The following is a 20,500-nucleotide window of genomic DNA, read 5'->3' as shown; positions in this document are numbered from 1 at the left end:
CGGGCCTTGTGATGGAACCGGCACTTACGGCACCCACAGCGGTGCCGTTTGCGTAGGATCCTTCAGTTGGGCTCCCAAGAGTTGTTTGCGATCCGCTAACCGGTCAAGCCGTGTCGCGGAAGGTTGAATAACCCGCTGAACTCCGGCATTCCCGGAGAAAAGTGAGCGTCCCCATGATGCAGCAGTATCAGAGCAATTCGTACCTCTTCGGCGGCAACGCCCCCTATGTTGAAGAGCTGTACGAGGCCTACCTCCAGAATCCCAGCTCGGTTCCCGACAACTGGCGCGCGTATTTCGACGCGATGCAGAATGTCCCGGCTGTGGATGGTTCCAATTCGCGCGATATCGCGCACGCACCCATCGTTGCCTCGTTCGCCGAGCGCGCCAAGCAGGGCCCCATCAAGACCATCGTTGCATCGGCCGATTCCGACATGGGCCGCAAGCGCGTCGCTGCCACGCAGCTGATCGCCGCTTACCGCAACATTGGCTCCCACTGGGCCGACCTCGATCCGCTGAAGCGCCAGGAGCGTCCGCCCCTGCCGGATCTCGATCCCGCCTTCTACGGTTTCTCCGAGGCCGACCTCGACATCGTCTTCAATGCCAGCAATACGTATTTCGGCAAGGAGTCGATGAGCCTGCGCGAGCTGCTCAACAACCTGCGCGAAACCTACTGTGGCACCATCGGCGCCGAATTCATGTACGTGAGCGACCAGGCGCAGAAGCGCTGGTGGCAGGAACGTCTGGAAACCACGCGTTCCAAGCCGGTGTTCACGCTCGAAAAGAAGAAGCACATCCTTGACCGCCTGACCGCGGCTGAAGGCCTGGAGCGCTTCCTCCACACCAAGTACGTCGGCCAGAAGCGCTTCTCGCTGGAAGGCGGTGAGAGCTTCATCGCTGCCATGGACGAGCTGATCCAGCACTCCGGCAGCAAGGGTGTGCAGGAAATCGTGATCGGCATGGCCCACCGCGGCCGCCTGAACGTGCTGGTCAACACCCTGGGCAAGATGCCCGCCGACCTGTTCGCCGAATTCGAAGGCAAGCACGTCGACGACCTGCCGGCCGGTGATGTCAAGTACCACAAGGGCTTCTCGAGCGATGTCTCGACCGAGGGCGGCCCGGTCCACCTGTCGCTGGCGTTCAACCCGTCGCACCTGGAAATCGTCAACCCGGTAGTCGAAGGCTCGGCCAAGGCCCGCCAGGAACGCCGCGGCGAAGTCGGCCACAAGGAAGTGCTGCCGGTGCAGGTGCACGGCGACGCGGCCTTTGCCGGCCAGGGCGTGGTGATGGAGACGCTGAACCTCGCGCAGACCCGCGGCTACGGCACGGGCGGCTCGATGCACATCGTCATCAACAACCAGATCGGCTTCACCACCTCCGATCCGCGCGACGCCCGTTCGACGCTGTACTGCACGGACGTGGTCAAGATGATCGAAGCCCCGGTGCTGCACGTGAACGGCGACGATCCCGAAGCCGTGGTGTACGCCATGCAGCTGGCCGTTGATTTCCGCATGGAATTCAACAAGGACGTCGTGGTCGACATCATCTGCTTCCGCAAGCTGGGCCACAACGAGCAGGACACTCCGGCCGTTACCCAGCCGCTGATGTACAAGAAGATCAGCCAGCATCCGGGTACACGCAAGCTGTACGCCGACAAGCTGTTTGCCCAGAACCTGGTCCCGGCCGAATTCGGTGACGAGAAGGTTAAGGAATACCGCGCCGCCATGGATGCGGGCAAGCACACGGCCGACCCCGTCCTGTCGAACTTCAAGAACAAGTTCGCCGTGGACTGGATGCCGTTCCTGAACCGCAAGTGGACCGATGCCGCCGACACCGCCGTGCCGGTGACCGAGCTGAAGCGCCTGGCCGAACGCATCACCACCACCCCCGAGCACCTCAAGCTGCACCCGCTGGTTGAAAAGGTCGTCAAGGACCGCGCCAACATGGGCCGTGGCGACCAGCCTCTGGACTGGGGCATGGGCGAACACCTGGCCTTCGCGTCGCTGGTATCGTCGGGCTACCCGGTGCGTATCACCGGCCAGGATGCAGGCCGCGGCACCTTCACCCATCGTCACGCCGTGCTGCACGACCAGAACCGTGAGCGCTGGGATGCCGGCAGCTACGTGCCGCTGCAGAACGTGTCGGAAAACCAGGCGCCGTTCACGGTGATCGACTCGGTGCTGTCCGAAGAGGCCGTGCTCGGCTTCGAATATGGCTACTCGGCCGCTGAACCGAACGCGATGGTGATCTGGGAAGCCCAGTTCGGCGACTTCGTCAACGGTGCCCAGGTGGTGATCGACCAGTTCATCTCGTCCGGCGAAGTGAAGTGGGGCCGTGCATCGGGCCTGACCCTGATGCTTCCGCACGGCTACGAAGGCCAGGGTCCGGAACACAGCTCGGCACGTATCGAGCGTTTCCTGCAGCTTTGCGCCGATCACAACATGCAGGTTTGCCAGCCGACCACGCCGGCACAGATCTTCCACCTGCTGCGTCGCCAGATGATCCGCCTGTTCCGCAAGCCGCTGGTGATCATGACGCCGAAGTCGCTGCTGCGTAACAAGGACGCCGTGTCGCCGCTGTCCGACCTGGCCAAGGGCCATTTCGAGACGGTGATCAGTGACCACGAGGAACTGAACGCCAGCAAGGTCAAGCGCGTCATCATGTGCTCGGGCAAGGTCTACTACGACCTGGTCAACACGCGCAAGGAACGCGAGGCCAACGATACGGGGATCATCCGGCTGGAGCAGCTGTATCCGTTCCCGCACAAGGCAGTGGCTGCAGAACTCAAGAAATATCCGAACGCCAACGAAATCGTGTGGTGCCAGGACGAGCCGCAGAACCAGGGCGCCTGGTTCTTCGTGCAGCACTACATCATGGAAAACATGACGGAAGGCCAGAAGCTCGGTTATGCCGGTCGTCCCGCCTCGGCTTCGCCGGCGGTGGGCTACTACGCAAAGCACAACGAGCAACAGAAGGCGCTGCTGGATGCTGCCTTCGCCAAGCTCAAGGGCTTTGTTCTGACCAAGTAAATCAAGCGGCAGCCACGGCGACGCGCGCAGATGTTCGCCGTGGCATTGCCAGCATAAAGACAACACGCATAACACGAGGAATTCACAACCATGGCTATTGTTGACGTCAAGGTTCCGCAACTGTCCGAATCGGTCGCCGAAGCGACCATGCTGAACTGGAAGAAGAAGCCTGGCGAAGCTGTCGCCCAGGACGAGATCCTGATCGAAATCGAAACCGACAAAGTCGTGCTGGAAGTGCCGGCCCCGTCGGCTGGTGTCCTGTCGATTATCGTCAAGAACGACGGCGACACCGTCGTGGCCGATGAAATCATCGCCAAGATCGACACCGAAGCCACGGCTGGCGCCGCGGCTCCCGCAGTTGCCGCTCCCGCACCTGCCGCGGCAGCTCCGGCTCCGGCCGCCGCTCCCGCCGCCGCTCCCGCCGCCGCAACGGCCAACCCCGGCGCCGTCGCCATGCCTTCGGCTGCCAAGCTGATGGCTGAAGGCGGCCTGTCGGCCAGCCAGGTTGCCGGTACCGGCAAGGACGGCCGCATCACCAAGGGCGACGTGCTGGGCGCAGCCGCCGCTCCGGCCCCCGCCGCCAAGGCCGCCCCGGCTCAGGCCGCGGCCAAGCCCGCGCTGCAGCAGGTCCCCGCGCAAGTCGACTTCGCCGCCCTGGGCGACCGTCCGGAAGAGCGCGTGCCGATGAGCCGCCTGCGCGCCCGTATCGCCGAGCGCCTGCTGCAATCGCAAGCGACCAATGCCATCCTCACCACCTTCAATGAAGTGAACATGAAGCCGGTGATGGATCTGCGCAACAAGTACAAGGACCGCTTCGAGAAGGAACACGGCGTGAAGCTGGGCTTCATGTCGTTCTTCGTCAAGGCTGCGGTGCACGCGCTGAAGAAGTTCCCGCTCATCAACGCATCGATCGACGGTAACGACATCGTCTACCACGGCTACTTCGACATCGGCATCGCCGTCGGCTCGCCGCGCGGCCTGGTGGTGCCCATCCTGCGCAATGCCGACCAGATGACCCTGGCCGACATCGAGAAGAAGATCGCCGAGTTCGGTGTCAAGGCCCGTGACGGCAAGCTGTCGCTGGAAGAACTGACCGGCGGCACGTTCTCGATTTCGAACGGTGGTGTGTTCGGCTCGATGCTGTCGACCCCGATCATCAACCCGCCTCAATCGGCCATCCTGGGCGTGCACGCCACCAAGGACCGCGCCGTGGTGGAAGACGGCCAGATCGTGATCCGTCCGATGAACTACCTGGCAATGTCCTATGACCACCGCATCATCGACGGCCGCGAAGCCGTGCTGGGCCTGGTCGCGATGAAGGACGCGCTGGAAGATCCGGCCCGCCTGCTGCTGGACCTGTAAGAACCGATCCCCCCGCGCGCGAGCCGCGCGGGGCGCGTTCCCGGTGTTGACGGCGCGCCGGCACATGCTGCCGGCGCCCAATAAGGAATTTCCATGAGCAAACAATTCGACGTGCTGGTGATCGGCGCCGGCCCCGGCGGCTATATCGCCGCTATCCGTGCGGGCCAGCTGGGCCTGAACGTGGCCTGCTGCGAAGGCAACCCCTACGACGATCCCAAGAGCGAACCGCGCCTGGGCGGCACCTGCCTGAACGTGGGCTGCATTCCCTCCAAGGCGCTGCTGGCTTCCTCGGAAGAGTTCGAGAACGTCCAGCACCACCTCGGAGACCACGGCATCACCGTGGGCGACGTCAAGGTCGACGTGTCCAAGATGCTCAAGCGCAAGGACGAGATCGTCGGCAAGATGACCAAGGGCATCGAGTTCCTGTTCCGCAAGAACAAGGTGACGCTGCTCAAGGGCTACGGCAAGTTCGTCGGCAAGACCGCCGACGGTTTCCAGGTCGAGATCGCCGGTGAAGTCGTGACCGCCAAGCAGGTCATCATCGCCACCGGCTCGAAGGCTCGTCACCTGCCCGGCGTCAAGGTCGACAATGACCTGGTCAGCGATAACGAAGGCGCGCTCAAGTTCCCGACCGTGCCTAAGAAGCTGGGCGTGATCGGAGCCGGCGTGATCGGCCTCGAACTGGGCTCGGTGTGGCGCCGCCTGGGGTCCGACGTGACCGTGCTGGAAGCGCTGCCCGCTTTCCTGGGCGCCGCCGACGAAGGCGTAGCCAAGGAAGCCCAGAAGCAGCTGACCAAGCAAGGCCTGAAGTTCAGCCTGGGCGTGACGGTCAATGAAGTGAAGACCGGCAAGAACGGTGTCACCGTCAGCTACACCGACAAGGATGGTGCTGCGCAGACCCTGGAAGTCGATCGCCTGATCGTGTCGGTCGGCCGCGTGCCGAACACCGATAACCTGGGCCTGGATGCTGTCGGCCTGGCGGCGGACCAGCGTGGTTTCATCGAGGTGGACGACCACTGCGCCACCAAGGTGCCGGGCCTGTGGGCCATCGGCGACGTGGTGCGCGGCCCGATGCTGGCGCACAAGGCCGAGGACGAAGGCGTGGCCGTGGCCGAGCGTATCGCCGGCCAGAAGCCGCACATCGACTACAACTGCATTCCGTGGGTGATCTACACTTTCCCGGAAATCGCATGGGTAGGCAAGACCGAAGCCCAGCTCAAGGCCGAAGGCCGCGAGTTCAAGGCCGGCCAGTTCCCGTTCATGGCCAACGGCCGTGCGCTGGGCATGGGTCATCCGGAAGGTTTCGTCAAGATGCTGGCCGATGCCAAGACCGACGAGATCCTGGGCGTGCACATCGTGGCCGCGAATGCGTCGGACCTGATTGCGGAAGCCGTGGTGGCCATGGAGTTCAAGGCCGCCAGCGAAGATATCGGCCGTGTCTGCCATCCGCACCCGTCGATGTCGGAAGTCATGCGCGAAGCCGCGCTGGCTGTCGACAAGCGACAGCTCAATATGTAAGGCGGCAGCCTTTCATTGCCTGAGTACCGGCGCGCCGCATCAGCGGCGCGCCGTTTTCACTTGCAGCCCATGCCGGGACGTCTTCCGGGCATGGCCGCGGATGAGGCAGCAGCTATCCGCGCGCAGTCCAGAACGAACCAGCCAGCATGAACGTCAGCGAGTACTACGAGAAGGAACTGAAAGAGCGCGGCTACCAGTCCGACGAGGCGCAGTTGCGCGCCGTGGCGAGGCTGCAGCAATGCTACGACGAGTGGGTCGCCTACAAGAGCCGCCGCAACAGTACCCTGAAGAAACTGCTGGTCCACCCGGACGTGCCCAGGGGCGTGTACCTGTGGGGCGGCGTGGGGCGGGGCAAGTCCTTCCTGATGGACAGCTTCTACGCCTGCGTGCCGGTCGTGCGCAAGACGCGGCTGCATTTCCACGAGTTCATGCGGGAAGTCCACCGCCAGCTGGAAGAGCTGCGTGGGCGGCCGGATCCGCTCGACGAGCTGGCCAAGCGGATCGCCCGGCGCTTCCGCCTGATCTGCTTTGACGAATTCCACGTCAACGACGTAGCCGACGCAATGATCCTGCACCGGCTGCTGCAACAGTTGTTCGAAAATGGCGTGCAGTTCGTGATGACGTCCAACTACCGTCCGGATCTGCTGTATCCCGACGGCCTGCATCGCGACCGGGTGCTGCCCGCGATCGCGCTCCTGCAGGAGAAGCTTGACGTTCTCAATGTCGATGCCGGCATCGACTACCGCAAGCGCTCGCTCGAGCAGGTGCAGGCCTACCACACGCCGCTCAATGCGAAGGCCAATTCCGCGTTGCGCGATGCCTTTACCTCCATTGCCGGTGTCGCCGACGAGTCGCCGATCCTCCATATCGAGCATCGTGAGCTGCGCGCGCTGCGCAAGGCGAATGGCGTGGTCTGGTTCGATTTCGGCACGCTCTGTGGCGGCCCGCGCTCGCAGAACGACTACCTGGAGCTGGCGTCCCAGTTCCACACCGTGATCCTGTCGGACGTGCCGCGCATGACGCCCCGAATGTCATCCGAAGCGCGCCGCTTCACGTGGCTGATCGACGTGTTCTACGACCACAAGGTCAAGCTGCTGATGTCGGCCGAAGTGCCCGCCGATGAGCTATACACGGAAGGGCAGATGGCCAACGAGTTTCATCGCACGGTGTCCCGGATCATCGAAATGCAGTCGCGCGAGTACCTTGAGGCCGAGCGACGCACCATGGATACGACGCTGACCTGATCCATCGGCTCCCAGTATTGGCCGGATGCTGACGACGCTCTGGCCGCATTGATCTAGATCAAGGCCGTTTGCGAGACCGCCATATACCCTGCAATGGGTAATAAAAGGTCTCCATGTCGTCCCCTCCCGCCAGTCCCTCCGCCAGCCTCCTGGCCGCCGGCCATTCCACGGCCATTGGCGGCGATGCCGTCGGCCATGCCAGGCCGGCCCCGGCGCGCACCGCCGCAACGGCGGAGTGCTTCCATTGTGGTCGGCCGGTATCGGAAGCCGAGCCGCTCTGGGCCGACATCAACGGCACGCGCCACGCCTTCTGCTGTGGCGGCTGCCAGACACTTGCCCAGACCCTTCATGCGGCCGGATTTGCCCACCTATACGGCGACCAGGCACGTTTTGCCCGACCCATCGACGACGATGCGCGGCGAGAGGCTGAGCCGATCTGGGCCGCATATGACTCGCCGGAACTGCGCAGCCAGTTCGTGCGCCTGCTGGACGGGAGCCGCGCGGAGATCACGCTGGCGCCGGAGAACATCCGCTGTGCAGCCTGCGCGTGGCTGATCGAGCAGCATCTCAGCCGCCAGCACGGCGTGGAATCCGTGGTTGCAAACGTGGCGACACGTCGCGTGGTGGTGCGGTGGCGCGAGGACGAGCAGAGCGTGTCCGGCCTGCTGGCGGCGCTCGCGGGTATCGGCTACGTGGCCTGGCCGTTCGAGGTATCGCGCTCGGACCAGCAGGACCGCCGCGCGCGGCGTAGCCTGCTGATGCGCATGGCGGTCGCCATGCTCGGCATGATGCAGGTGATGATGTATGCGTGGCCGATCTACACCCATGAAGCCTCCATCGATCCCGGACAGTTGCAGCTCATGCGCTGGGCCAGTTTCGTCCTGACGCTGCCAGTCGTTTTCTATTCCGCTTCGCCGATCTTCTCGGGCGCCTGGCGCAGCCTTCGCCAGCGCCATATGGGCATGGACGTCCCGGTGGCCATTGGCATCGGTGCCGGATTCGTGGCCAGTGCGCTGGCGACCGTGCGCGGGGTGGGGGAAGTCTATTTCGATTCGGTGACGATGTTCGTCGCCTTCCTGCTGCTGGCCCGTTTCCTGGAGTTGCGCGTGCGCCAGGCCTCGCGCAGCGGCGCCGAGATGCTGGCGCGCCAGCTTCCGGCCACGTGCGAACGCCTCGCGAGCACGGGCGCAGTGGGTGAGCGCGTACCGGTGACACGCCTGCAGACCGGCGACCTGATTCGCGTTAAGGCCGGGGAAATTGTTCCCGCCGACGGCACTATCTTCACCGGTGCGAGCGAGCTGGACGAATCCATGCTGACCGGTGAGAGCCGGCCCGTCCACCGGAGCGCAGGTGAATCCGTGCTGGCTGGCTGCTTCAATACCGCCAGTCCGCTCGAGATGAGCGTGACGCGCGTCGGCGCCGGCACGAGGCTGGCCGAAATCGTCGCCGTGCTCGACCGGGCGCTGGCCGAGAAGCCGCGCCTCGCTACGCTCGCCGACCGGGTCGCTGGCTGGTTCGTGGCGACGCTGCTGGCGCTCGCGGCTGTGACCGGCGTGGTCTGGTGGCTCTGGATCGACTCCTCACGCGCGTTGATGGTAACGGTGGCTGTGCTGGTGGTGAGTTGCCCATGCGCGCTTTCGCTCGCCACGCCCGCGGCCCTGGCGGCGGCAGGGGCGGCGCTCTCGCGCCGCGGCGTGCTGCTCACGCGCTCCCATGCGCTGGAAACGCTTGCTCGCGTAACGGATGTTGTGCTCGACAAGACCGGCACGCTGACAGAAGGGCGGTTCGCCGTTACCGCACGGAAGACATTCGGCGAGGCAGGCGTGGGTGCGTGTTTCTCCCTCGCGGCAGCCATGGAGCGCGGTGGTGAGCACCCGATTGCGCGGGCGCTTATTGCCGCGGCGGGGCAGTGTGCTGACGCAGCGACGTATCAGGTGACCGGCCTCCGGAATTTACCCGGGCAGGGTCTGGAGGCCAGCGTGGACGGCCGGTTGCTGCGTCTGGGGCGCGGCGATTTTGTGGCGGCGATTGACGAAAGCGGTCAGGCTTTGGCGACGATTGCCTCGATGCGCAATGCAGAGGGCCACCCCGGCGCCACGCAGGTCTGGCTGGGCAGTCCGACCGGATTGCTTGCCATGTTTGTGCTGGCCGACGTCGAGCGCGAGCAGACCGCGAGCTTGCTATCCCAGTTGCGTGCCCTGGGCGTGCGTTGCCATCTTGTCTCGGGCGACAACGCCAGCGCAGTGCAATGGTGGGCGTCTCACTTTGGTATCGACCGTGCGCACGGTGAGATCACCCCCGAGGGCAAGCGCGACTACGTGGCCGCCCTCCAGCGCGACGGAGCGATTGTGCTGGCTGTCGGGGATGGCATCAACGATGCGCCGGTGCTGGCGCAGGCGCAGGTCTCGATTGCCATCGGCAGCGGCGCACCGCTTGCCCAGGCCGGGGCCGATGCAGTTCTCACCCATGGCGGCGTGTCCGAGATTGCGAGCGCGCTGGCCGTCTCGCGAAAGACCCGGCGCGTAGTGCGCCAGAACCTCGGCTGGGCCTTTTTCTATAACGTGGTTGCCATACCGCTGGCGGCAACCGGATATGTCACGGCCTGGATGGCAGGCATCGGCATGTCGGTGTCGTCGCTGCTGGTGGTCGCGAATGCCTGGGGCCTGCTGCGCGCCGGCCGCAAGGGAGGGTAGCAATGGAGACGCTTTACCTGCTGGTGCCGATGAGCCTGGTGCTGGTCGTAGTGATCGCTGGCGCGCTCTGGTGGGCGTTGCATGCCGGCCAGTACGACGACCTCGACCGGCCTGGGGAAGCCATTCTGCTCGACAACGACAAGCCGTGAAAGGACGCCGGAACACGGAAAAAGCGCGGCAAAAACCATGTCGGACTTGCATATCGCACGGTGGTTCACGGCCTTATCTGGCGACTTGATAAAGATCAACGCGGTAAGCGGCTGGTTTTTCTAAAGTCACATCGTCAATCGGTTTATCTTTTTTGTTTGGGGGTCTGAATGGATGTCACCGCCGCGTCTTCACGCGTCGACACCTTCAATTACAGCGTCGTAAGACAGTTCTCTGTCATGACTGTAGTCTGGGGGATCGTCGGTATGGCCGTTGGCGTGCTGCTGGCAGCACAGCTGATTTGGCCGGAACTCAACTTCAACACGCCTTGGCTCTCGTTCGGTCGCCTGCGTCCGCTGCATACCAATGCGGTGATCTTCGCATTCGGCGGCAGCGCGCTGTTCGCAACGTCGTACTACGTGGTTCAGCGCACCTGCCAGACTCGCCTGTTCTGCGGGCCGCTCGCAGCCTTCACGTTCTGGGGCTGGCAACTGGTGATCGTCGCCGCTGCCATCACGCTGCCGATGGGCATCACCAGCTCGAAGGAATATGCCGAGCTTGAATGGCCGATCGACCTGCTGATCACGGCAGTGTGGGTCGCCTACGCGATCGTGTTCTTCGGCACCATCGTCAAGCGCAAGACCCGACATATCTACGTGGCCAACTGGTTCTTCGGCGCGTACATCCTGACGATTGCCATTCTGCACATCGTCAACAATATCGAAATGCCGGTGTCGATGTGGAAGTCCTACTCGGCCTACGCCGGCGTGCAGGATGCCATGATCCAGTGGTGGTACGGCCATAACGCGGTGGGCTTCTTCCTGACCACCAGCTTCCTGGGCATGATGTACTACTTCATTCCCAAGCAGGCCGAGCGTCCGATCTACTCGTACCGCCTGTCGATCGTCCACTTCTGGGCGCTGAATTTCACCTACATGTGGGCCGGTCCCCACCACCTGCAGTACACCGCGCTGCCTGACTGGGCGCAGTCACTGGGCATGGTGTTCTCGCTGATCCTGCTGGCGCCGTCCTGGGGCGGCATGATCAACGGCATCATGACCCTGTCGGGTGCCTGGCACAAACTGCGCACCGACCCGATCCTGAAGTTCCTTGTGGTGGCATTGTCGTTCTACGGCATGGCCACGTTCGAGGGCTCGATGATGTCCATCAAGACCGTCAACGCGCTGTCGCACTACACCGACTGGACGATCGGCCACGTGCACTCGGGCGCCCTGGGCTGGGTGGCGATGATTTCCATCGGTTCGCTCTACTACCTGATTCCGCGGCTGTTCGGCGAGAAGCAGATGTACAGCATCCGGCTGATCGAGTGGCACTTCTGGATCGCCACCATCGGCGTGGTGCTCTATATCGCCTCGATGTGGATTGCCGGCGTGATGGAAGGCCTGATGTGGCGTGCCACGCAGCCGGACGGCACGCTGACCTACGCGTTCGTTGAGGCGGTCAAGGCCAAGTATCCGTTCTACCTGATCCGTCTGCTTGGTGGCCTGTGCTTCCTGTCGGGCATGCTGCTGATGGCCTACAACGTTGCCAAGACCATCATCGGCAAGCCCGCCGTGGATGCGCCGATTCCGGCCAGCGTCCCTGCCTCTGCCCACTGATCAAACCAGGATAGAAACGATGTCCGAAAAGCAAAGCTTCTTTTCCCACGAAACGCTGGAGAAGAACATCGGCTGGCTGATCATCTGCACGATTCTCGTGGTCAGCATTGCCGGTCTGGTTCAGATCGTGCCGCTGTTCTTCCAGCATTCCACCACCGAGCCGGATCCGGGTATCAAGCCGTATTCGCCACTCCGGCTGATGGGTCGCGATATCTATATCCGCGAAGGCTGCGTTGGCTGCCACTCGCAGCAGGTGCGCACGCTGCAGGCCGAGACCGAGCGCTATGGCCACTTCTCGACGGCAGGCGAGTCGGTGTACGACCACCCGTTCCTGTGGGGTTCCAAGCGTACCGGTCCGGACCTGGCCCGCGTTGGCGGTCGTTACTCGGATGACTGGCAGCGCATCCACCTGCGCAATCCGCGCGATGTGGTGCCTGAATCGGTGATGCCGTCCTACCCATGGCTCGAAAAGGCTGTGCTGCCGACCAACGACATCCAGGCGCGCATGCGTGCGCTGGTGCGCCTTGGCGTGCCGTACAGCGAAGCGGAAATCGCCAAGGCACCGGCTGAACTGAAGGACAAGACCGAGGAAGACGCGCTGGTCGCGTATCTGCAGGGTCTGGGCACCAACCGCCGAAATGTGCGCGTGGACGCGGCCGCCGCCGCGCCGGCGCCGGCCAAGGAGTAAGTCATGGTCATGTTCACTGCCTTCGCCACGGTCGTTTCGATGGTCGTATTCCTGGGCATCTGCTGGTGGGCGTGGTCGGCCGGCCGGCAACCTGCCAACCGGGAGTCCGCCATGCTGCCGTTCGCACTGCCTGACGAGCCCACCACAACATCGAGCCGGAACACCTAGTCATGAGCGATTTCTTTTCCGATTACTGGAGTTACTACATCGCCGCCATCGCGCTCGTCGGCATCGTCTGGTGCGTGTGGCTGCTTTTTTCGCAACGCAAGGTCACCAAGGTTGCCGGCGCGAGCGAGGACACCGGCCATGTCTGGGACGGGGACCTGCGCGAGCTGAACAATCCGCTGCCGCGCTGGTGGATGTGGATGTTCCTGCTGGCCTGCATCTTTGGCCTGGTCTACCTGGTGCTGTATCCGGGCCTCGGCTCGTACGCCGGCGTGCTGAAGTTCTCGACGCAGGGTGAGCTCGCCGCACACCGTGAAGCCCAGGAGAAGATGCAGAACGAGATCTATGCCAAGTACCTGAAGATGGACGTCAAGCAGGTGGCGGCAGATCCGCAGGCTCGGGAAATCGGCCAGCGCCTGTTCCTGAACTACTGCGCGCAATGTCATGGTTCCGATGCGCGCGGCAGCCGCGGCTTTCCGAACCTGACCGACCATGACTGGCTCTATGGCGGCGAGCCGGAGACGATCCAGCAAACCATCACCAAGGGCCGCAATGGCGTGATGCCGCCGTTTGCGTCGACCATCGACGGCAAGCTTGCCGGTGACGTCGCCCAGTACGTGCGTTCGCTGTCGGGCCTGTCGTCGGATCCGATCCGGGCGTCGCGAGGCGAAAGCACGTTCAAGTCGACCTGCGCGGCGTGCCACGGCTCGACGGGCAAGGGCAACCAGGCGCTCGGCGCTCCGAACCTGTCGGACAATGTATGGCTGTACGGCAGTTCGGAAGGCAGCATTGTCGAGGCCATCCTGAAGGGCCACAACAACCATATGCCGGCACATGAAGAAATCCTGACACCCGAACGCATCCGGATGCTGACGGCCTATGTCTGGGGCCTATCCAACACTGGAGGGGCTGGCCAATGATGGCAGACTCAGATGCGGGGCGCGCAGCACTCCCTGCGGAGGCGCGTCCATGAATGCCCCCGGGACTGGCCCTGCGGCCCGGGCGGCTGAGTCTCTGGGCTCGGCCGCCGCGGTCGTCGAAACCTCGGACGAAACGCTCTACGAGGTACGTCGAAAGATTTATCCGCGCTCGATAACGGGCGCGTTCTCGAGCTGGCGGGTCTGGATGGTCATCCTGACCCAACTCATCTACTACGGCACGCCCTGGCTCCAGTGGAACGGACGCCAGGCCGTGCTGTTCGACCTTGGCGCCCGCAAGTTCTACATCTTCGGCCTGGTGCTGTGGCCGCAGGATGTCATCTATCTTGCGGTTCTTCTGGTCATCTCGGCGCTGTCGCTCTTCCTGTTCACGGCAATCGCTGGTCGATTGTTCTGCGGCTACGCGTGTCCGCAGACCGTCTACACAGAGATCTTCATGTGGATCGAGCGGCATGTCGAAGGCGACCGCTTTGCCCGCATCCGGCTTGACGGAGATCCCTGGAGCCCGCGCAAGCTCAGGCTCAAAGCCACCAAGCATTTCCTGTGGGTGGTGATTGCGCTCTGGACCGGCTTTACGTTCATCGGCTATTTCGCGCCGATCCGCGAACTCGGCGGGAAGGTGTTGAGTCTGTCGCTGGGGCCCTGGCAGGCGTTCTGGATGCTGTTCTACGCCTTCGCCACGTGGGGCAACGCGGGCTTCATGCGCGAGCAGGTCTGCAAGTACATGTGCCCCTACGCTCGTTTCCAGAGCGTGATGGTGGACCGCGACACCTATGTGGTGACGTATGACATCGGCCGTGGCGAACCTCGCGGCAGCCGCTCTCGCAAGGTCGACCACTACAAGGCGGGGTTGGGGGACTGCGTCAACTGCAGCATCTGCGTGCAGGTATGCCCGACCGGCATTGATATCCGGGACGGGTTGCAGTACGAGTGCATTGGTTGCGGGGCGTGTATCGATGCCTGCAACCAGGTCATGGACAAGATGGAGTATCCGCGTGGCCTGATCCGGTACACATCGGAGAATGCCATGCGCAAGGCCCTTTCCGCGGTAGCGTCGCGCAAGCGCCTGGTGCGTCCGCGGGTGATCATCTACTCGGTGATCTGGCTCGTGCTGGTGGGGGGCTTCATGGCTTCGCTGGCGATGCGCACGCCGCTCAAGGTCGATATCATCCGTGACCGCGGTGCGCTTGGCCGCGAAGTGGACGGGCGCTGGATCGAGAACGTTTATCGCCTGCAGCTGATCAACACGACGGAAGCACCGATGCGAATCAGCGTTCGCGCGGACAGTGACGAGCTGAAGAATCTGACGGTTGAATACGATACCCAGGCCGAGTCGCTTGCGCCGACGTCGAACCGGCTGCTGCCTGTTCGAATCCGGGTGCCAATCGAGGAAGCCGCACAGGGTACGCACAAGATCAATGTGACGGTAACCAGCGAGGGCACAGGGCAGGGTAGTGCGCAAATCAGGCAATCTACTAGTTTTATCGTGCCACGCAATTTGTGAAGCTAAGTTGGGCGCAGGGCGTAGACGGCCTGCGCCACACCAACCGGAAGCGCTACCGATAGGCGCGAATGAAGGGGGCTAGATGAAGAATCAAGGCAATCCGTGGTGGAGGGAGCCGTGGCCGTGGCTGCTGATGAGCGGCCCGCTGCTGGCGATGGTGGCCTGCGGCGTGACCATCTGGCTTGCGGCCACCCATCCGGACCGTCCGGTCGACGGTGTGGTCCGTCATGGGCTGGTCGTTGAAAAGGTTGGCGCTACGTCGGCACATGCGCCGGCCATGCGGTCGGCTGCGAGGCAGCCATGAGGCTGCGCTGGCTGATGTGGGTGCTGTGGCCCGCCTTTCTGATGGCAGGCCTGGCCACGGCAACGGTGTTCTCGCTTGTTGATCCGGGTGACCTGAATTTTTTCGGCCAGCCGATCGAAGCGTCGCGAGAGTCGGTCTATACGATCGGATTTCTGCTGGCGTGGGTGTTTTGCGCGCTGTCCAGCGGGCTGACGCTCTACACCATGCCCACCAAGTTGAGCGATACTGACGAGCTTGAGTGAACAGCGCCGCCGCAGGGCGGAGGCGCTGTTCAGCAGGGCCGGCTGTAGAGCTGCTTGATGCCTGCCATGTCGACGAGCTTCACGTGACGTTGGCGAATCTGGATCAGGCCGGCTTCAGCAAAGCGTGAGAAAAGCCGGCTGACAGTTTCCAGCTTGAGTCCGAGATAGCTGCCGATTTCTTCGCGGCTCATGCGCAGCACGAACTCGGATGCAGAGTAGCCTCGCGCCGAGAGGCGCTCGGACAGATTGACCAGGAAGGCAGCCAGACGCTCTTCGGCACGCATCGAACCAAGCGTGACGAGCATCATCTGGTCTTGCGAGATTTCCTTGCCCATCAACCGGAGGAACTGGTGCTGCAGCGAAGGCAGGTCGGCGGAGAGGGTCTGCAATTCCGTCAGGCGGACGACGCATACCTCGGTGTCTTCGAGTGCTGTGGCGTCGGAGGCGTGCTGCATTTCTCCGAGGCCGTCGAGGCCGACCACTTCACCGGGCAGATGGAAGCCGGTGATTTGCGAGCGGCCGTCTTCGGTCGTGACATGCGTCTTGAGGGTGCCGAAGCGGATGGCATAGACAGCGGTCAGCGGATCGCCCATGCGATACAGGGTTTCCCCCTTGTGCACGCGAATACGATCCTGGACCAGCGTGTCCATCTTCTCGAGGTCGCGCTGGCTCATGCCGACCGGGAGGCACAGCTGCCCCATGGCGCAAGTGGAGCAGCGGGGCGACATCTCAGTGACGGGAATGGTGGTGAGCAATTGGAACCTGCAATGGATGGCTGCGAGGGCGCGATAAGTGCATTTTAACGTGCGATGTGATGCAGCAGGGAGTAATAGTTGACATTTGGCGTGCTTCTTAGCGTTTTTTTGCTTGCACTGCTCGGTGGCGTGCATTGCGCAGCCATGTGTGGGGGCATTGCCCTCGCCGTGGAGCAGCGCAGTGCCGTGGTGGTGCCAGTGGCTGTCCTGCGGCGGCCGCGCGACTGGCTGATCGAGCTGCTTGTCATGCACCTGGGCCGGATTTCCACCTATATGCTTCTGGGCGCCGCGCTGGGGGCCGTCGGGGCGGCGGCGTGGAAGCAGGAATACTTGCCGGTGCAGCGGTGGCTATTTGGCGCCGGGAGCGCCATGTTGTTGTTTTCCGGTTGGCAACTCATGCGCGGCAAAACATTCGGCGTGGCATGGCTTGAGCGGCTGGCCGCCATGGGTAGTGGCGCCGTGGCCGGGCGCCTGGGGGCCTGGACGGCGCGGATTCCATCGTTCTTGCGCAGGCCTGGTGGCTTGTCGCGCCGTTACGGCATGGGCCTGGCGTGGGGCATGGTGCCTTGCGGTATGGTCTATGGGGCGCTTGCATTGGCGCTACTTTCGGGCAATGCGATGTCCGGAGCACTGGTGATGGGCGCTTTTGGCCTGGGGACCCTGCCTAACCTGCTCGTGCTGTCCGGTCTTTCCGGCTACCTCCGGCAGGTGTCCCGCCGCCCGGCCGTCCGGATCGGGGCGGGCATTGCGGTCATGACGTTCGGCGCACTGGGGATCTGGCGGGCGGTGTTGCTGCCACATTCGCTGACCGAGCACGGCTTCTGCCTGGTGTTCTGACGGCGCGCCGGACGGGCTCATGCTGCAGGAAGGTTGCAGGTGTGGGCGGGAATGCCATACAATCGCGAGCATTGCGGTATCGCGCGGCGTTTTTTCCGAGCAGCGCCAGGCGGCCCCTATATAATCGGGGCGCGTCCAGAGGTTCCGGGCGGTCTTCTACGCCGGCCTCGTTCCCCGCAGTCCATCCGGTTCAAAAGATCTGGTTTAAAAGACCGGCTGGCACTGCGGAGTTGGTGATGCCAGCCTTGCTCCCGATTTCCGTTTTTTCTTGCTGTCGAGGCGATGTGGTTCGCCGGAGACTAGATGTCCGCCCCCGAGGGGAAGGCGCGACGCAAGAGGTTCGATGCCGGCCCAAGCCGGAGGTCGAACGATCTCCTGCCGGATCGACCCGGCAATTCGATGCAATAGACAGTGCACGGCTTTGATGCGGCGAGCATTTGAGTTGGCTGCGCAATGAGATGGCGGTGGCTTTCGCACCGCTGAATCCAAAATCTCCGGTGCCCCGGATTCGTCCGGGTGCAGGTGCAAAGACAGGCTGCACACCATCAACATGAATACCCAAGAGGCGAAGATCGTCCTCGAGACTGCGCTGATCTGCGCGCAGGAGCCCCTGCGCGTCAACGATCTGCGGCGGCTTTTTGCCGACGATGTCGGCGCGGACACGATCCGCGTCCTGCTCGAGGAGCTGCGGCAGGACTGGCAGCAGCGGGGGGTGGAGCTGGTTGCGCTGGCCAGCGGCTGGCGTTTCCAGAGTCGTCCGGAAATGCGTGAATTCCTGGATCGGCTGAATCCGGAAAAGCCGCCGAAGTACTCGCGTGCGGTCATGGAAACACTGGCGATCATCGCCTACCGGCAACCGGTGACGCGCGGCGATATTGAGGAAATCCGCGGTGTCACGGTCAGTACCGAGGTGATCAAGAAGCTCGAGGACCGCAGCTGGATCGAGGTCATCGGCCACCGCGACGTGCCGGGCAGGCCCGCGCTGTATGCCACCACCAAGGCATTCCTGGACGACCTCGGGCTGCGCACCCTGGATGAGCTGCCGCCGCTGGAAGATGCGCAGGCGCAGGTCCAGGCCGCGCTGCTGGACCAGCAAGCCATAGATTTCGAAGAGGCCGCAACGAGCCAGCCCGCCGTTGGCGACGAAGAAGCTTTTGCCGAGCCGGGCGCTGCCGCAACTGGCACGTCGGATCCGGTGGATGCAGCGGACGCTGGAACGGCGGCTCCAGCTGCCGGTCAGCAGGATGCGCCTGATGTCCCCGCCGGGCAGGATTTACAGGCCGAACAGGCCCGAGCGGACACGATCGATGCCGAGGTGAAGCCGGGCGGCGAACCTCCGGTCGCAACGGCCAACGGCTTCCATTTCGATGCCATCGCCGATACGCAGGATAGCGAGAACAGCGCATCGGGCGATGCGAATCCGCCGCACACGAGCGAGCACGACGAGCGCGTGCCCAACTGAACAACATGCAACATCCGATAGTGAATACTTTGTCTGATTCCGTAGAGCAAGACGTCCGCCAGACGGACGTACCGGCCGATGCAGGGGCCGCCGATTCCGGATCGGGCACCGACGGCGCGCCGCGCCGCAAGGGACTGCGCCGCGGTTTGCGAAACCTGGTGGCATCGCGCCGCCAGGCCGCGCAGGACCGTGAAGGCGGACGCGCCGAGGGCGGTGACGCTCCCGCGCAAGCCGATGCTGGTGATGCGAATTCCCCGGGTGCCGCTGCGGCGCCGACCGGCCGTGGCACACAGCGCGGTCGCGGCAAGCGCAAGCCTGCGCAGGCCGAGGGCGAGCGCGACACGCCGCGTGAAGGTGCTCAGCGTGCCGAAGGCGTGAAGCCCGGTCAGGGCAATGGCGGCAAGCCGGAAGGTCGCAACAAGCGCAAGCCCCAGCAAGGGCAGCGCGGTCCCAGGCCCGCGCCGGCGGATGGCGAAGCCCAGAAGGGCGCGCGCGCGCAGGGCGGCCGCAAGGGCGGCGCCCAGCAGCGCAAGGGCGAGCCTGCGGGCGACAAGGCCGCAGTTTCCGGCGAGGATCTGTTCCGTTTCGTCATTTCCGATCAGTACGATCAGGAAGAGATGGCGATTCCGCGCACCAAGGCCAAGCCGGTGCGCGAGCTTTCGGCGGATGACGATGCGCCGAAGCTCCACAAGGTGCTGGCTGAGGGCGGCCTGGGTTCGCGTCGCGAAATGGAAGAGCTGATCCTGCAAGGGCGGGTATCGGTCAACGGGCTGCCGGCGCATATCGGCCAGCGCATCCTCCCGGCCGACCAGGTACGCGTCAATGGCAAGCTGATCCATCGCAAGGTATCGAGCAAGCCGCCGCGAGTGCTGCTGTACCACAAGCCGGCCGGTGAAATCGTCAGCCAGTCCGATCCCGAAGGCCGTCCGACGGTGTTCGACAACCTGCCGCGCATCAAGACCGGCAAGTGGGTCGCGGTGGGCCGTCTCGACTTCAATACCGAAGGTCTGCTGATCTTCACGACCTCCGGCGACATCGCTAACCGTTTCATGCATCCGCGCTACGGCGTGGAGCGCGAGTACGCGGTGCGTACGCTGGGCGAACTGGCCGAAGCCGATCGCCAGCGCCTGCTCCACGGCATCAAGCTGGATGATGGCGAGGCGAATTTCCTGCGCATTGCCGACGGTGGCGGCGAAGGCGTGAACCAGTGGTACCACGTGGCGCTGACCGAGGGCCGCAACCGCGAGGTGCGCCGCATGTTCGAGGCGGTCGGCCTGACGGTGTCGCGCCTGATCCGCACGCGCTACGGCCAGTTCCTGCTGCCGCGTGGGCTCAAGCGCGGTCGCTGGCAGGAGCTGGAGGCCAATGACGTCAAGGCGCTGATGACCGGTATCGGCCTCAAGCTGCCGGGCAAGGAGCAGGGCGGCGCCAAGGGCGCCACCAAGGTCGGTGGCCGCAAGCAGCGGACCGAGGCTGCCATTGCCGGCATGCCGATGCCGACCGGCATGGACGGCCTGCCGAGGTTTGAAAAGGGCGGCCCGCGCGGCGGTGGCGCCGGGCGTGGGCAGCCGGATCCGATGCAGACGTCGATGGGCTATATCACCCGTGGTGGTCCGACCATCCTTACCTCGCACACGGCCAACCTGGGTGGCGGGCGTGGCGCCGGCGGCGGACGTCCCGGTCGCAGTGGTGGCGGGATGGGCGGTGGCATGGGTGGCGGCATGGGCGGTGGTCAAGGCCGATCGCAACGCCGTGGCGGCGGCGAAGCCAACGGCAATGTGATGCCGAAGGCTGCCAAGCCCGGTGGCAACCGCGCTCCCCGTGGCAAGGGCGGCAACCGCGGCGGCAATCGCTGAGGCGGGTGTGCGCGGCTATTGCGGTAGCCGCGCACAAGTATTGTGCAGATATGCCGTCCTTTTGCCTTTTGGACATAATCTGCGTATAATTAAAGTCTATTCAAAAAGTCATCCTCCCAAGGATGGGCGAATGATGGGCA

The 20,500-nt window shown here is 63.9% G+C and carries 17 protein-coding genes; 16 read left to right on the top strand and 1 reads right to left on the bottom strand.

Annotation, left to right across the window (positions count from 1 at the left end; all coding sequences use genetic code 11):
* Nucleotides 1-173: 173 nt before the first annotated feature.
* From RM96_RS18235 to RM96_RS18175, 13 genes are all read left to right on the top strand, one after another.
* Complete coding sequence (locus RM96_RS18235) at nucleotides 174-3,026, top strand: 2-oxoglutarate dehydrogenase E1 component (protein ID WP_039012567.1); 2,853 nt, start codon at nucleotides 174-176, stop codon at nucleotides 3,024-3,026.
* Nucleotides 3,027-3,116: 90 nt separating this feature from the next.
* Nucleotides 3,117-4,388 (top strand): 2-oxoglutarate dehydrogenase complex dihydrolipoyllysine-residue succinyltransferase, encoded by a 1,272-nt coding sequence (gene odhB, locus RM96_RS18230; protein ID WP_039012565.1) that lies wholly within the window; start codon nucleotides 3,117-3,119, stop codon nucleotides 4,386-4,388.
* Between the two features lie 93 nt (nucleotides 4,389-4,481).
* Entirely contained in the window at nucleotides 4,482-5,906 is a 1,425-nt protein-coding gene (gene lpdA, locus RM96_RS18225; protein ID WP_039012563.1) for a dihydrolipoyl dehydrogenase, read from the top strand.
* Between the two features lie 146 nt (nucleotides 5,907-6,052).
* On the top strand, nucleotides 6,053-7,150 hold the full coding sequence (zapE, locus tag RM96_RS18220; RefSeq protein WP_039012561.1) for a cell division protein ZapE: 1,098 nt from the start codon (nucleotides 6,053-6,055) through the stop codon (nucleotides 7,148-7,150).
* Between the two features lie 113 nt (nucleotides 7,151-7,263).
* The gene (locus tag RM96_RS18215) at nucleotides 7,264-9,843 is read left to right on the top strand and encodes a heavy metal translocating P-type ATPase (RefSeq protein WP_039012559.1); all 2,580 of its coding nucleotides are present in this window, start codon (nucleotides 7,264-7,266) and stop codon (nucleotides 9,841-9,843) included.
* 2 nt (nucleotides 9,844-9,845) lie between these two features.
* On the top strand, nucleotides 9,846-9,992 hold the full coding sequence (gene ccoS / locus RM96_RS18210) for a cbb3-type cytochrome oxidase assembly protein CcoS (protein ID WP_011298204.1): 147 nt from the start codon (nucleotides 9,846-9,848) through the stop codon (nucleotides 9,990-9,992).
* 168 nt (nucleotides 9,993-10,160) lie between these two features.
* Complete coding sequence (gene ccoN, locus RM96_RS18205; RefSeq protein ID WP_039012556.1) at nucleotides 10,161-11,609, top strand: cytochrome-c oxidase, cbb3-type subunit I; 1,449 nt, start codon at nucleotides 10,161-10,163, stop codon at nucleotides 11,607-11,609.
* Nucleotides 11,610-11,628: 19 nt separating this feature from the next.
* A complete protein-coding gene (gene ccoO / locus RM96_RS18200) occupies nucleotides 11,629-12,297 on the top strand; it encodes a cytochrome-c oxidase, cbb3-type subunit II (RefSeq protein ID WP_039012554.1) in 669 nt (222 codons plus the stop codon).
* Between the two features lie 3 nt (nucleotides 12,298-12,300).
* Nucleotides 12,301-12,465 (top strand): cbb3-type cytochrome oxidase subunit 3, encoded by a 165-nt coding sequence (locus RM96_RS18195; RefSeq protein ID WP_039012552.1) that lies wholly within the window; start codon nucleotides 12,301-12,303, stop codon nucleotides 12,463-12,465.
* Nucleotides 12,466-12,467: 2 nt separating this feature from the next.
* Nucleotides 12,468-13,382, top strand: a complete 915-nt coding sequence (gene ccoP / locus RM96_RS18190; protein ID WP_039012550.1) for a cytochrome-c oxidase, cbb3-type subunit III — start codon at nucleotides 12,468-12,470, stop codon at nucleotides 13,380-13,382.
* Nucleotides 13,383-13,431: 49 nt separating this feature from the next.
* Entirely contained in the window at nucleotides 13,432-14,904 is a 1,473-nt protein-coding gene (gene ccoG / locus RM96_RS18185; protein ID WP_039012547.1) for a cytochrome c oxidase accessory protein CcoG, read from the top strand.
* 82 nt (nucleotides 14,905-14,986) lie between these two features.
* Nucleotides 14,987-15,208: a membrane protein gene (locus RM96_RS18180; RefSeq protein ID WP_039012546.1), complete on the top strand. Its 222-nt coding sequence runs from the start codon at nucleotides 14,987-14,989 to the stop codon at nucleotides 15,206-15,208.
* Nucleotides 15,205-15,450: a hypothetical protein gene (locus RM96_RS18175; protein ID WP_039012545.1), complete on the top strand. Its 246-nt coding sequence runs from the start codon at nucleotides 15,205-15,207 to the stop codon at nucleotides 15,448-15,450. Before RM96_RS18180 ends, RM96_RS18175 begins: the two co-directional genes overlap by 4 nt.
* Before the next feature lie 29 nt (nucleotides 15,451-15,479).
* Here the strand turns inward: RM96_RS18175 and fnr are convergent, their stop codons facing one another.
* A complete protein-coding gene (fnr, locus tag RM96_RS18170; protein WP_039012542.1) occupies nucleotides 15,480-16,205 on the bottom strand; it encodes a fumarate/nitrate reduction transcriptional regulator Fnr in 726 nt (241 codons plus the stop codon).
* Nucleotides 16,206-16,283: 78 nt separating this feature from the next.
* Here fnr and RM96_RS18165 point away from each other — a divergent pair, with 78 nt between their 5' ends.
* From RM96_RS18165 to rluB, 3 genes are all read left to right on the top strand, one after another.
* Complete coding sequence (locus tag RM96_RS18165; RefSeq protein WP_039012540.1) at nucleotides 16,284-17,042, top strand: sulfite exporter TauE/SafE family protein; 759 nt, start codon at nucleotides 16,284-16,286, stop codon at nucleotides 17,040-17,042.
* 550 nt (nucleotides 17,043-17,592) lie between these two features.
* Nucleotides 17,593-18,504: an SMC-Scp complex subunit ScpB gene (scpB, locus tag RM96_RS18160; RefSeq protein WP_039012538.1), complete on the top strand. Its 912-nt coding sequence runs from the start codon at nucleotides 17,593-17,595 to the stop codon at nucleotides 18,502-18,504.
* Nucleotides 18,505-18,509: 5 nt separating this feature from the next.
* Complete coding sequence (gene rluB, locus RM96_RS18155) at nucleotides 18,510-20,360, top strand: 23S rRNA pseudouridine(2605) synthase RluB (RefSeq protein WP_039012536.1); 1,851 nt, start codon at nucleotides 18,510-18,512, stop codon at nucleotides 20,358-20,360.
* The last annotated feature ends 140 nt before the right edge of the window (nucleotides 20,361-20,500 follow it).

Source organism: Cupriavidus sp. IDO, from assembly GCF_000812465.1.
GTDB lineage: Bacteria > Pseudomonadota > Gammaproteobacteria > Burkholderiales > Burkholderiaceae > Cupriavidus.
Note: the sequence above shows the minus strand (reverse complement) of the source record. Positions and strands in the feature narration are given on the sequence as shown.